Source organism: Terrabacter sp. NPDC080008, assembly GCF_040702505.1.
Lineage (GTDB): Bacteria > Actinomycetota > Actinomycetes > Actinomycetales > Dermatophilaceae > Terrabacter.
In genome coordinates this window covers 364,130-377,136 of the sequence record NZ_JBFBLC010000002.1, presented here as the reverse complement: position 1 = coordinate 377,136, position 13,007 = coordinate 364,130, and the positions used below count along the sequence as shown (strand labels likewise).

Genomic DNA, 13,007 nt, shown 5'->3' with positions numbered 1-13,007 from the left:
GGCTGCGGAGCCTCGCGGCTGGCAGGGTGGTCGCATGGAGTTCACCGAGGTCGTCCGCGCCCGCCGCATGGTCCGCCGCTATGACCCCGACCGGGCCGTGCCGCGAGAGGTCGTCGAGCGCTGCCTCGACAACGCCGTCCGCTCCCCCAGCGCCGGGTTCAGCCAGGGCTGGGACTTCCTCGTGCTGTCCACGGACGCCGAGCGCGAGGCCTTCTGGTCGGCCACGACGGAGCCCGGCGGTGACCCCGATCCCTGGCTGGACGGCATACGTGCTGCCCCCGTGCTCGTGCTGTGCCTTTCTCACAAGGACGCCTACCTCGACCGCTACGCGGCGCCCGACAAGGGGTGGACCGACCGCGACGAGGCCCGCTGGCCGGTGCCGTACTGGGACGTCGACACGGGCATGGCCTCGCTGCTGATCCTGCTCACCGCCACGGACGAGGGACTCGGCAGCCTCTTCTTCGGCGTGCCGCCCGAGCGGCACGCGGCCGTCCACGAGGCCTTCGACATCCCGGCGAGCCGCACGATCGTCGGCGTCGTCTCGATCGGGTATGCCGTGCCGGGACCCAGGAGCCCCAGCCTGCGCCGGCACCGCCGGTCGGGTCGCGAGGTGGCGCACTGGGGCCGCTTCGGGGCGGGTTCCGGCGTGGCAGGTGAGGAGGCCTGAGCGGCCTGCGCGATGATGGGGCGTTGATCCGCTAGCGGCAAGGAGCACCACCCGGCATGGCCCGTCGAACGACCACCCCGCCTCCGCCCGAGGACTTCGAGGAGAAGATCGTCGGCATCGACGTCGAGGAGGAGATGCAGAACGCCTTCCTCGAGTACTCCTACAGCGTCATCTACAGCCGGGCCCTGCCCGACGCGCGCGACGGCCTGAAGCCGGTCCAGCGGCGGATCCTCTACGGCGCCAACGAGCTGGGCCTGCGGCCCGACCGCGGCCACGTCAAGAGCCAGCGCGTCGTCGGCGAGGTGATGGGCAAGTACCACCCGCACGGCGACCAGGCGATCTACGACGCCCTGGTGCGCATGGCGCAGCCCTTCACGCTGCGCCTGCCCCTCATCGACGGGCACGGCAACTTCGGCTCGCTCGACGACGGCCCCGCCGCCGCGCGCTACACCGAGGCCCGGATGGCCGACGCGGCGCTGCTCATGGTCGGCGGCCTCGACGAGGACACCGTCGACTTCGTCCCCAACTACGACGACACCCAGTTCCAGCCCGGCGTGCTGCCGGCCGCGTACCCCAACCTGCTCGTCAACGGCGCGTCCGGCATCGCCGTCGGCATGGCCACCAACATGCCGCCGCACAACCTCGTCGAGGTCATCGGCGCGGCCCGGCACCTCATCGCCAACCCCTCGTGCTCGCTCGAGGACCTCATGAAGTTCGTCCCCGGCCCCGACCTGCCGTGCGGCGGCAAGATCGTCGGGCTCGAGGGCATCCGCGACGCCTACCTCACCGGGCGCGGCAGCTTCCGCACCCGGGCGACGGCTCGGATCGAGTCGCTCACCCCGCGCCGCAAGGGCATCATCGTCACCGAGCTGCCCTACCTCGTCGGCCCCGAGAAGGTCATCGACAAGGTCAAGGACCTCGTCCAGGGCAAGAAGCTGCAGGGCATCGCCGACCTCAAGGACCTCTCGGACCGCCAGCACGGGCTGCGCCTGGTCATCGAGGTCAAGAACGGCTTCAACCCCGACGCGGTGCTCGAGCAGCTCTACAAGCTGACGCCGATGGAGGAGAACTTCGGCATCAACAACGTCGCGCTCGTCGAGGGCCAGCCCCGCACCATGGGCCTCAAGGAGCTGCTGCGCGTCTACGTCGACTTCCGCACCGACGTCGTCCGCCGGCGCACCGCCTACCGCCTCGCGAAGCGCGAGGAGCGGCTGCACCTCGTCGAAGGGCTGCTCATCGCCATCCTCGACATCGACGAGGTCATCCAGGTCATCCGCTCCTCCGACGACGCCGCCACCGCCCGCGGTCGTCTCATGGACGTCTTCGACCTGTCCGAGGTCCAGGCGACCTACATCCTCGACCTGCAGCTGCGCCGCCTGACGAAGTTCTCGCGCCTCGAGCTGGAGAACGAGAAGACCGAGCTCGAGCGGGCCATCGAGGAGCTGCGGGCCCTGCTCGAGAACGAGAAGCTGCTCATGAAGCTCGTCTCGACCGAGCTGGCCGAGGTCGCCAAGGCGCACGGCACCCCGCGTCGCACGGTGCTCCTCGAGAGCTCCGGCGCGAGCGCCGCCGCGTCGGCCACCTCCCCGCTCGAGGTCGCCGACGACCCGTGCTGGGTGCTGCTGTCGTCCACCGGACTGCTCGCGCGCACCGGCACGGCCGACCCGGTGTCGGCGGAGGGCTCCCGCTCGAAGCACGACGTCATCACCGGTGCCGTGCTCACCAGTGCTCGTGGCGAGTTCGGCCTGCTGACCTCTGCTGGGCGCATGGTGCGGCTCTCGGCACTCGACCTGCCCACCCTGCCCCCGACCAACGGCGCACCGACGCTCTCGGGCGGCGCCCCGCTCGCCGCATACGTCGACCTGGCCAAGGGCGAGGAGCCCATCACGATCCTGGCGGTCGGCGAGAACGCGCCGGTGGTGGCGCTCGGCACGGCCGGCGGCGTGGTCAAGCGCGTGACGCCCGACGCGCCCAAGAGCAACGACTGGCCCGTCATCGCGCTCAAGGACGGCGACCGGGTCGTGGGCGCCGGCGTGGCCGACCGCGACGACCTCGACCTCGTCTTCGTGACCACCGACGCCCAGCTGCTGCGCTTCCCCGCGAAGTCGGTACGCCCGCAAGGCCGTTCGGCCGGTGGCATGGCGGGTATCAAGCTGGGTGGCTTCGGCCGCGCGGTCTTCTTCGGCGTCGTCGACCCGGCCCGGGACGGGGTCGTCGTGACGTCCGCCGGCTCCTCAGGAGCCCTCCCCGGCACTGAGGGAGGCTCGCTCAAGGTCACGCCGTATGCCGAGTACCCCGCCAAGGGACGCGCCACCGGAGGCGTTCGCTGCCACCGCTTCCTCAAGGGCGAGGACACCCTGGTGCTCGCCTTCGTCGGCAACACGCCCGCCCGCGCCGCTGCCGCGAACGGCGTCGCGATCGAGCTCCCGGCGGCCGACGGTCGACGCGACGGTTCCGGGCTGCCCACGACCACGGTCATCGCTCACGTCGCCGGGCCGCCGCCGCAGGACCCCCCGGCAGCGGGAGCCGCCGCGGGTGACACGGACGACGCTGAGCACGGAGACGCGGCGCCGGACGATGGGAGCACCTCGTGACAGGCGCGCCGGCCGAGGAAAGCAACCCCGGAGGCAACCCCGGGAGCAAGGCCGCCCGGCGAGTCGCCGCGGCAGCGTCGGCGAAGGCATCGGAGGTCGTCGAGTCGGTGAAGGAGGCGCTCGGCGCCTCCGCCCCGAAGGACGCGCCGGAGCACGCCCCGGAGCACGCCACGCACCCGGCAACGGCCGGCTACGGCACTCCCTCCCCGGAGGCCTGCTCGGTGCTCTGGGACCAGGACGCCACCAGCGCGTACGGCACGGCAGCGTCCGCGCTGTTCTTCATCGCGATCGAACAGCCCGGCCCCTGGGGTCGCGACGCCGCCCGCGAGTCCGGCCTCGACCCGGAGCTCGCAGCCGAGCTCGACGCACGCACCAGCGGGGCCGGTGGCCGGCTCATGCTGATCCGCCGGCCCGGTGGCCACCCGGCCAAGGCCGGACCGCGGCGCGTGCTCGTCGCCCACGCAGGCCGGCGCCCGGCTGACGCCTGGCTGCTCACGGCTCTCGTCGCCGACGTCGGTGACCTGCTGGGCCTGGACTGGGGCGCTCTCGCCCGGGGCAGTCGCGCGCTGGTGCAGGCCTCGCTCCTGGGCTCGGAACCGGCCGAGCCGGCCCTGCTCGTGTGCACCAACGGCCGCCGGGACGTCTGTTGTGCGGTGCGGGGCCGCCCGCTGGCAGCGCACGCAGCACGGGTGGCGCCGGGCCGCGCCTGGGAGGTCTCGCACACGGGTGGGCACCGGTTCGCCCCCACGGCGGTGCTGCTGCCCTGGGGCCAGACCGTCGCACGCCTCGACGAGCAAGCCTGCGAGTCGCTCCTGGAGTCCAGCGCGGACGGGCACCTTCCCGAGGAGCTGCTCGGCCCGATCCACGACCGCGGCCGCTCGGCGGTGCCGGGGGCTGCGCAGTGCGCGGAGTCGCACATCCGTGTCGAGATCGGCGAGGTCCGGTTGGAGGCCCTGTGGGCCGGCGAGCCGGAGCCGGTCGACGGCGGCTCGGAGGTCATCGTCACCCACACCGACGGGCGACGCTGGCGCGTGCACGTCACCCGGGAGCCGGTGGGGCTGGCGCGGCCGGAGTCCTGCGGCAAGAAGCCCGTCGACGTGCTGGAGCACCGCGCCACCACCCTCGAGGCCTGGTTCTGAGCAGGCCGAGCCCGACCGCCCCGACCTCCGCCGCCTTTCGACGGTTCTGGAGGGCCGGTGCCGTGTCGGGCCTCGGCTCGTACGTCACGGTCTTCTCGCTGCAGGCTCTCGTCGTCCTCACGCTGCACGGCACAGCCACCGACGTGGGATGGCTCAATGCGGCTCGCTGGCTGCCCTACCTCGTCTTCGGGCTCGTGGTGGGCGCCGTCGTCGACGGGAGACGGCGTCTGCCCCTCATGGTCGGGACCGACCTCGCGCAGGCCGGCCTGCTCCTCGTGGTCCCGCTGCTGTGGTGGCTCGGGGCTCTGTCCCTGCCCGCTCTCCTGGTCATCGTGGTGCTCACCGGGACCGCCGCGGTCGTGGGCGGCGCGGCCGAGATGTCGTTCCTGCCGCGACTGCTCGAGCCGCGCCACCTGCAGCCGGCGCACGCTCGCATCGACGGCACCGACGCCGCCGCCTCGACCGCCGGCCCCGCGCTCGGCGGCGTGCTCGTCAACGCGGTGGGCGCGCCGCTGGCCGTCCTGCTCGACTCGGTGACGTACGTCTACTCCGCCCTCACGCTTCGCCGCATCGTGGTCGACGAGCCCGTTCCACGCACGGGTGTGACGGTGCGAGGACTCGCCACCGAGGTCGTCGAGGGGGTCCGCTGGGTCTACCGGTCCTCGGGCCTGGCCACGATCGCGGTCGCCACCCACGCCTGGTTCGTCGGCAACGCGATCATCGGGGTCGTGCTCGCCCCGTACGCGCTGGTCACCCTCGGCCTGACGGCGTTCCAGTTCGGCATCGCGGGTGCGGCCGGTGGCGTCGGTGCGGTCGTCGGCGCGGTGCTGACCACCCGGGTCGGACGGCTGCTCGGCACCGGCCGCACGATCATCACGTGCCACGTCATCACGACCGCCGGAGTGGTCGCCCTGGTGCTCGCCGGGCACGGCGGTGTGCCAGCCCTTCCCGCCGTCCTGACCGGCCAGTTCCTCTACGGGCTCGCGATGGGCATGAGCAACTCCCACGAGATGAGCTATCGGCAGCTGATGACCCCTGACGGGCTGCAGGCCCGCACCAACACCACATTGCGGTCGTTCAACCGTGCCGTCGCCATGGTCGTGGCGCCGCTCGCCGGCATGCTGGCGGACTCCTGGGGCATCACCCCGACCCTGCTCGTCGCGGCCGGCGTCTTCGCGCTCGTCGCGATCGGCTTGTCCCTCAGCCCGTTTCGCACCGTCCGCGCGCCGGCCTAGCCCAACAGGACGGGCCGGCGCCGGCGCGGGTCAGGACAGCGGCAGCAGCGCGCGGCAGGCGTCGAGGTCGTGCAGCCGTATGTCGTCACGCCGCCCCTGCTCCCAGACGTCCCTCGTCAGGCGCCACCGGTTGAGCAGCGCCGGCTCGCCCTGCCGCGTCGCCCAGTCGAAGCCGTTGGGCTCGTAGCCCAACGCCCTCGATACGGCGTTGGAGGCATGGTTGTCGACGAAGGCGTCGCTGGCGGCCTCCTTCGCGCCCAGACCCTCGAAGGCGAGGTGGAGCACGGCTGCGCGCATCTCGCGCCCGATCCCCCGGCCGCGCTCGTCCGTGGACAGCCACGAGAACGTCGACACGGTCCCCAGGGCGGCGAAGTCCGTTGCGATCAGGGTCTGCTCGCCGACAGGTCGACCATCGACCATGACGACGAAGTACAGCCGCCAGGCATCGGGCTCTATCATGCCGCGACGGCGCCAGATGGCCCGCAGCCAACGGGCGACGCGGATGTCGGGGTCCTTCTCGTAGAAGGACATCGGGTCGTCGTACGGGGCGGGGTCGGCGTGGGTCTTGCCGGCGCGCACGATGTCGGCGAGCTCGTCGAGCAGGTCGTCGGTCGCGGCGCGCAGCTCCAGCGCGGGGGTGCTGACGCGTACGTCCAGCAGCGGGTAGTTCCTCATGGGCTCATCACGTGTGGGCGCACGCTGGAGGGCGTGCGCGGGCGGACGGTCGTGCAGGGCATGCACGACGCATCGTCCCAACCCGCGACCCGGTGCGCCAGCCACTTTGCGCGCGACCGTCCGTCTGCCGCCTTTCACCCCAACGCGGCAGACGGACGGTCGAGGCGTCAGCTCAGACCAGTGCGGCGCACTGCCCTGTCGCCTTGTGGCCCACGACGTTCACGCTGCCGGGGACGAAGCCGCCGGAGACTCCCGGCTTGAGGTTGGTGCAGTTGAGGTTGCGCCCGACGGTGTTGCGCACGATGTAGACGCCCGGCGCACCTGGGTGCTCGTCCATGACGGTGATGTCGCTCAGGTTGACGTTGCCGCCGACGCGGTTGAACATCACGCCCAGCCACGCGTTCCTCTGCCCACTCATCGTGAGGTTGCCCGCGACGGTGTTGTTCTTGACCGACCACGGGATGTCGGAGCCGCCACCGGTCAGCGTGACGTTCTGGCCGACCGTGACGCCGTTGAGCAGGACGGCGAGCGCATCCGTGCCCGTGATGTTGCCCTTGACGGTGATGGTCGAGTGCCCCTCCGGGTCGACCATGCACTCGTGGGCGGAGTTGCCTGTGTAGGAAGGCGGCTGGCAGCCCAGGCCGACGAGCGACCCTGCGGCAGCGGTGACGTCGTGCCCGACCGTGATGGTCGACGGTGCGCTCTGCGCGTCGAGCATGGCACCCGCGGCGACGTCGATGTTCCCCGTGACGTTGATGACGGTACCCGAGGGCACGGAGCACATCCCGGTGACGGTGATGCTGGCGTAGCTTCCCGACGGAATGTATCCGCCGGTGCACGTGTATGCCGGCGAAGACGCTGCGCTGGCTCCGGCTGCGAGCGCCGGAGCCCCTGCAAGCGCGAGTGCTCCGGCAGCGGCCATGGTCCCCAGAACACGGAGTCCCTTGGCTTTCGGCATGTCCCACCCCTATCTCTATCGCGGCCCTCGGCCAGGCCGACCCCACCGGGTCTACACCCCGAACGGGGCGACCCGGGGGGAAATCGACCAAGCCGACGGGGCCGCGCCGGGCGCGCCGGACGGCATACGGGACGAAAGGCGCATCCCGGGCTGCGAGCCACGAAAACGCCTCTGCCGCAGGGGGGTCAGCGGCCTTCGAGCTGGTGCTCCTCGACCGCCGCTTCGTGCGTCGTCTCGTCGATGTAGGCCTGGGCCCGGTCGTCCGGAAGGCGCATCCGGTACGCCATGACGTAGATCGCCAGCGACACCACGAACAGCACCGGGATCGCCGTGCCGAAGCCGATCAGCCCGAGACCACCGTCGTAGTCACCGAGCCACGAGACCAGGGTGAGGGCGCCGAGCCACGGCAGCACCCAGGAGCCGGCCTTGAAGTCGAGGGACTGTCCACGCAGCACGCCGGTGGCGGAGAAGATGGCGAGCAGGACGAACCCCAGGAGCACGGCGACCATGAGCTTCCAGTCGGTCTGCCAGCCGGACCAGTAGACGATGAGGTTCGAGCCCCAGAAGGCAAGGAACGGCACGACGTGCCCGCCGGGGAGCCGGAACGGACGCTCGGCGTCGGGGACCTGACGGCGCAGGGCCGCGAGCACCAGCGGGCCCGAGGCGAAGGAGAGCACCGTCGCGGAGGTGATGAAGCCGACGAGCTGCTGCCAGCTCGGGAAGGGCAGGAACGCGATGAGCCCGATGACGAACGCGAGGATGAGGCCGACCACCGGCGCGCCGCGCTCGCTCGTGCGGCCGAGCGCCTTGGGGGCGTTGCCGTTGCGCGCCATCGCGAAGGAGATGCGGGAGGTGACCGTCGTGTAGATCAGGCCGGTGTCGCCGGGAGAGACGATGGCGTCGATGTAGAGCAGCACCGCGAGCCACCCCATGCCGAGGATCGTCGCGAGGGCAGCCAAGGGGCCGAAGTCGTTCTTGAACGCCAGCGTGGCCCAGCCACCGGAGGACGAGAGGGTCGACGGCTCCAGCGCACCGATGAAGGCGACCTGCAGCAGGACGTAGATGACGGCCGTGATGAGCACCGAGCCGATCACCGCGAGCGGCACGTTGCGCTTCGGGTTGTCGGTCTCACCGGCCAGCTCGATCCCCTGCCGGAATCCGAGGTAGGAGAAGACGATTCCGCTCGTGGCGATCGCGGTGAAGACCCCGTGCCAGCCCGAGGGGGTGAACCCGTGGCTCGTGAAGTTCTCGCCGTGGAACGCGGCGAAGAAGAACGCGATGATGACGAGCAGGATGATGAACAGCTTCCAGGACACGAGCGCGTTGTTGATGCGCGCGAACCAGCGGACGCCGTAGTAGTTGATGACCACGAAGATGGCCATGAGCACCACCGCAGCCGCGTAGCCGAGTGGCGTCAGCGTGTAGACCGGCTCGCCGCCGATCATGTGCTTGGTCGTGAAGTCGGCGTACTGCGTGCCGTACTGCAGTGCCGCCTCGACCTCGATCGGTGCCGTCGTGCCGACTGCGACGTAGGTGATCCAGCCGCTCGTGAAGCTCGCGAAGTTGCCGAACGCCATGTGCGGGAAGCGCACGACGCCTCCCGACAGCGGGAACATCGTCCCCAGCTCTGCGTAGCACAGGGCGATGAGCAGGATGAGGATCGCTCCGAAGACCCACGAGATGATCGCGGCGGGCCCGGCCTCCTGCGACGCGTTGAGAGCGCCGAAGAGCCAGCCCGAGCCGATGATGGAGCCCACGCTGGCGAAGAGGAGGCCCACGACCCCGACGTGCCTCTTGAGGACCGGGGTCTCCTGCTGTTGTCTGGTCTCGACCGTTGCCATCGGGTGCCTCTCCTCGTGGGTCAGGTCGTTGCGCCCGTGCAACGATGCCAGCGAGCCACCTACCCGCATCCGGGCGAATCGAACCAAACCGCCCACCGGTGCTCCCTCCCTGCCCGACCCGGTGGTTGCTCCACCCGTGGGTGGAGATCGCGACGTCCACCCGTCGGCCGACGCGAGCGTGCTCCCCGGCTCCCTACCGTCCTGCTTCAGAGCGCACGCCACGTCGGCGGCGCGGAGAGGTAGGTATGTCGCTCGCCCAGTACGCCCTCAACATCGGGCTTCTCGTCTTCATCCTCGCCAGCAACGTCGGTACGCGTGAGGTGACCCGACGCCGTCTGCTGCAGCCGCTCGTGCTTGTGGCGGTCGCAGCGGCCGTGTTCCTGCGAGACGTGCCCACCCTGGGCAACGACGGCCGTCTCGTGGCCGTCGGCCTCGTGGCCGGCGTCATGCTCGGCGTCGTGGCCGGCCTGCTCGTCACCGTGCACGAGCGCTCGGGATCGCTCGTGATGACGGCCGGCACGGCATACGCCCTCCTGTGGGTGGTCGTCATCGTCGGTCGGGTGCTCTTCGCCTACGGCGCGGACCACTGGTTCACCGGCTGGATCCGGCGCTTCTCGCTCGAGAACCGCATCACCGGCGCGGACGCGTGGACGGCAGCCTTCATCGTCATGGCTCTCGCCATGGTGGTCGCCCGTGTATCCGTCACGTGGGTGCGCGTGGCCCGGGCCCGACGCAGCAGGCGGCACTCGGCCGTGGCGGTGACGGCATGACGCCCCTGCGACGGGCCCTGGCCCTCTGGGCGGCCGTCGTGGCCCTCATCGCAGCCGGTGGCCTCGTCACCCTCGTCCTGCTGCCCGACGTCGGCGGGACGATTCGAGCCCTGCTCGTCACCCTGGTGCTCTTCGCAGCGGTCCTGGTCGCCCGGGCCAGGTGGTGGAGCTGGAAGCAGGTCGGCGTGACCCGGCCCGATCTGCGCAGCCATCTCCCGGTCCTGGCGGTCCTGTCGGCAGTGGCCCTCAGCCCGCTCGTGGGGGGTGTGCGCATGCCGGCCGACGGCCTGGTCGTCCTCGTCACCGGCTATGCCCTGACGGGCTTCACCGAGGAGCTGCTCTGGCGCGGGATGGCGCAGCGCGTGCTGGCGCCGCTCGGCCCGGTCCGGGGCGTCGTCGTCACCGCCGCGCTGTTCGGGGCGTCGCACCTGGCCAACGTGCTGTTCCGCGAGAGCGTCGCCCTCGTGGTGGCGCAGGCCTGGGGCGCGTTCTGCTTCGGCATCGCCTACGGGGCCGTGCGCAACCGGCTCGGGAGCATCGTGCCCCTCATGGTGCTGCACGCCGTGACCGACCTCGCGGCAGCCGTCGGGGCCCTGCCGAAGATCCCGGTGCTCGTCGCCGAAGACGTCATCCTTCTCGCACTCGGCATCGTGCTGCTCGCGCGGGACCGACGTGTCGCCGTCGAGGGCGTCCGCCGGCGCGAGCCGGCCGTAGGGTGACCTCAGCATGAGCACGACGACGCGCCGGGACGACGCCGCGTTCCCCCTCGCCACCGCGAGCGGGGACCGGCGCTGGCGTCGCGGCGTCCGGGCGCTGGGTCTCGTCGTCGCGTTCGCGACCGTGGCCGCGAGCCTGCACGACCTGCACGGCTCTGCGGCCGCGCTCCTCGTCGTGGCAGCCGCGCTGTGGGTGGTCGAGCTGCTCGCCACCCCGACGGACGTGCGGGTCGAGGCCGGCCTGCTGCTCCTCATCGGCCTCGGTGGCGCGGGCCTGAACGCCCTGGCCGCCGAGTCGGCCGGGTTCCTCTTCGCCTACTTCGCGGCGGCCGCGATCGGGCTGCGGCTGCCGACCCGGCCGGCCGTGGCCGTGCTCGGCGTCCTGGTCCTCGCCATGGCGGCTGCGGTCATCGCCCGAGGCGGCAACCACACAGCCTCCTCCCTCGCCGCCGACCTGCTGGGCGTCGCCTTCGCCGGGTCCGTCGCCGCCGCGATGCGCAGCGCCCGCCAGGCGCACGCTCGTTCGGCAGCGCTCGTCGAGGCCCTCGAGCAGTCCCGGGCGGCGCAGGCCGAGGCGGCCGCGCTCGCCGAGCGAGCTCGGCTGGCCCGGGAGATCCACGACATCCTCGCCCACTCGCTCTCCGGTCAGGTGATGTCGCTCGAGGCCGCGTCGATGCTCGCCGAGCGCACCGGCGCCGACGAACGCGTACGCGACCAGATCGACCGCGCCCACCACCTGGCCCGCGCCGGACTCGACGAGACCCGACAGGCGATCCAGGCCCTGCGCGGACAGGACGCCCCCGACTCCCGGCGCATCGCCGAGCTCGCCCGCGACGCCTCGCGCAGCCACGGCCTCGACGTCGAGCTCACGACGACCGGGACACCGCGACCGCTCGCGCCGGAGGCGGCGCTGACCCTCTACCGCACCGTCCAGGAGGGGCTGACCAACACCGCGAAGCACGCCGGACGGGGAGCTTCGTGCACCGTCCGCCTCGACTGGAGTGAGCAGGAGGTCGAGCTGACCATGACCGACCGCCGGCCCACCACTCCGTCTGCCGCATCCGCGACGTCCGAGACCTCCGACGTGACGGGCCGGCCGGCCCTGCCCGGCAGCGGCTACGGACTGACCGGCCTGCGCGAGCGGGCCGAGCTCGCGGGAGGTGGCCTCGAGGCGCACCCGACGGTGGGCGGCTTCGCCCTGCGTCTCACCCTCCCTTACCTCGATGGGACAGCCCCGTGACCGAACTGCGCGTCCGCGTCCTCGTGGTCGACGACCAGCGGATCGTCCGAGAGGGACTGACCACCCTCCTCGGCCTGCTCGGGACGCTCGAGGTCGTCGGCGCCGCCGCGGACGGCATCACCGCCCTCGAGCTCGTCGACGAGCTCGACCCGGACGTCGTGCTCATGGACCTCAACATGCCGCGCCTGGACGGGATCGAAGCCACGCGCGCCCTCACCGAGCGCCATCCGCACGTGCCGGTCGTGGTGCTGACCACCTACTCCGACGACGAACGCCTCCTCGCGGCCCTCCGGGCCGGCGCCCGCGGCTTCCTCACCAAGGACGCCGGCGCGGCCGAGATCGAGGCTGCCGTGCTGGCCGCCGCCGGAGGCCAGGCGGCCCTGACTCCCGAGGTCCAGCTGCGCCTGCTCGACGCCCTGCGGTCCGGAGCGCATGCCGGGGTGCCGCAGGAGTCCGGGGCCACGCTGACCAGCCCCGGATCCGCTGCGATCCTCCAGGGCCTGACCCCACGCGAGAGGGACATCGTCGGCCTCATCGCGCAGGGACTGTCCAACGGCGAGATCGCCGAGCGGCTCTTCGTCTCGACAGCGACCGTCAAGACCCACGTCAACCACATCTTCGCCAAGACGGGGGTCCGTCACCGCGCCCAGCTCGTCGCCCAGGCCCTGCGCGCCGAGAGATCCTGAACGTCCTCGGTGCCTCGACGTCCGGCGAGGCGGACTCAGCCGATGAGCGCCCGTCGCGTCGCGCTGACCGGCACGATCTCCTTGCCGAGGGGCATGAGCGAGATCGGGATCATCTTGAAGTTCGCGATGCCGAACGGGATGCCGATGATCGTGACGCACAGGGCGATGCCGGTGGCCACGTGGGCGATGGCGAGCCAGATGCCGGCCAGCAGCAGCCAGATGACGTTGCCCAGCATCGAGCCGACGCCGGCCGTGCGCTTGTCGACGACGGTGCGCCCGAACGGCCACAGCGCGTAGACGCCGATGCGGAAGGACGCGACGGCCCAGGGGATGGTGATGATCGGGAGGCAGAGCAGGATCCCTGCGGCGACGTAGCAGACGAAGAGCCAGAACCCGGCCAGCACCACCCAGATGAGGTTGAGCAGCGTGCGCATGCACTCATCCAACCACTGGCCGCCGCGCCTCGAGCTGCCGTTCGGATCGCCT

General features: G+C 71.7%; 12 protein-coding genes. 8 read left to right on the top strand and 4 right to left on the bottom strand.

Annotated elements, in window-relative coordinates; genetic code table 11:
• The first annotated feature begins 34 nt into the window (after nt 1-34).
• From AB0316_RS07710 to AB0316_RS07695, 4 genes are read left to right on the top strand one after another with little or no spacing between them, the layout of a single operon-like run.
• Nucleotides 35-667, top strand: coding sequence for a nitroreductase family protein (locus AB0316_RS07710; protein ID WP_366271942.1), 633 nt, complete (start codon nt 35-37; stop codon nt 665-667).
• Nucleotides 668-723: 56 nt separating this feature from the next.
• Nucleotides 724-3,261: a DNA topoisomerase IV subunit A gene (locus AB0316_RS07705; RefSeq protein WP_366271941.1), complete on the top strand. Its 2,538-nt coding sequence runs from the start codon at nt 724-726 to the stop codon at nt 3,259-3,261.
• Nucleotides 3,258-4,400, top strand: coding sequence for a sucrase ferredoxin (locus tag AB0316_RS07700; RefSeq protein WP_366271939.1), 1,143 nt, complete (start codon nt 3,258-3,260; stop codon nt 4,398-4,400). The genes AB0316_RS07705 and AB0316_RS07700 overlap by 4 nt, the downstream gene beginning before the upstream one ends.
• Nucleotides 4,286-5,635, top strand: a complete 1,350-nt coding sequence (locus AB0316_RS07695) for an MFS transporter (protein WP_366272821.1) — start codon at nt 4,286-4,288, stop codon at nt 5,633-5,635. Before AB0316_RS07700 ends, AB0316_RS07695 begins: the two co-directional genes overlap by 115 nt.
• Before the next feature lie 30 nt (nt 5,636-5,665).
• Here the strand turns inward: AB0316_RS07695 and AB0316_RS07690 are convergent, their stop codons facing one another.
• The 3 genes from AB0316_RS07690 to AB0316_RS07680 all read right to left on the bottom strand — a co-directional run bounded on the left by AB0316_RS07690 (nt 5,666) and on the right by AB0316_RS07680 (nt 9,109).
• Complete coding sequence (locus AB0316_RS07690; protein WP_366271938.1) at nt 5,666-6,310, bottom strand: GNAT family protein; 645 nt, start codon at nt 6,308-6,310, stop codon at nt 5,666-5,668.
• A 172-nt stretch (nt 6,311-6,482) separates the two neighbouring features.
• A complete protein-coding gene (locus tag AB0316_RS07685; RefSeq protein WP_366271936.1) occupies nt 6,483-7,094 on the bottom strand; it encodes a hypothetical protein in 612 nt (203 codons plus the stop codon).
• Between the two features lie 359 nt (nt 7,095-7,453).
• A complete protein-coding gene (locus tag AB0316_RS07680; protein WP_366271934.1) occupies nt 7,454-9,109 on the bottom strand; it encodes an APC family permease in 1,656 nt (551 codons plus the stop codon).
• Between the two features lie 245 nt (nt 9,110-9,354).
• On the opposite strand from AB0316_RS07680, the gene AB0316_RS07675 reads away from it, so the two are divergent.
• From AB0316_RS07675 to AB0316_RS07660, 4 genes are read left to right on the top strand one after another with little or no spacing between them, the layout of a single operon-like run.
• Nucleotides 9,355-9,879 carry a hypothetical protein gene (locus AB0316_RS07675; RefSeq protein ID WP_366271932.1) on the top strand — a complete coding sequence of 175 codons (525 nt, stop codon included), beginning with the start codon at nt 9,355-9,357 and terminating at the stop codon, nt 9,877-9,879.
• Nucleotides 9,876-10,598 carry a CPBP family intramembrane glutamic endopeptidase gene (locus AB0316_RS07670; RefSeq protein ID WP_366271931.1) on the top strand — a complete coding sequence of 241 codons (723 nt, stop codon included), beginning with the start codon at nt 9,876-9,878 and terminating at the stop codon, nt 10,596-10,598. The genes AB0316_RS07675 and AB0316_RS07670 overlap by 4 nt, the downstream gene beginning before the upstream one ends.
• A gap of 7 nt (nt 10,599-10,605) precedes the next feature.
• Nucleotides 10,606-11,835, top strand: a complete 1,230-nt coding sequence (locus AB0316_RS07665; protein ID WP_366271930.1) for a histidine kinase — start codon at nt 10,606-10,608, stop codon at nt 11,833-11,835.
• Nucleotides 11,832-12,521: a response regulator transcription factor gene (locus tag AB0316_RS07660; protein ID WP_366271929.1), complete on the top strand. Its 690-nt coding sequence runs from the start codon at nt 11,832-11,834 to the stop codon at nt 12,519-12,521. Before AB0316_RS07665 ends, AB0316_RS07660 begins: the two co-directional genes overlap by 4 nt.
• Before the next feature lie 35 nt (nt 12,522-12,556).
• Here the strand turns inward: AB0316_RS07660 and AB0316_RS07655 are convergent, their stop codons facing one another.
• Nucleotides 12,557-12,955, bottom strand: a complete 399-nt coding sequence (locus AB0316_RS07655; RefSeq protein WP_366271927.1) for a YccF domain-containing protein — start codon at nt 12,953-12,955, stop codon at nt 12,557-12,559.
• Nucleotides 12,956-13,007 lie beyond the last annotated feature (52 nt).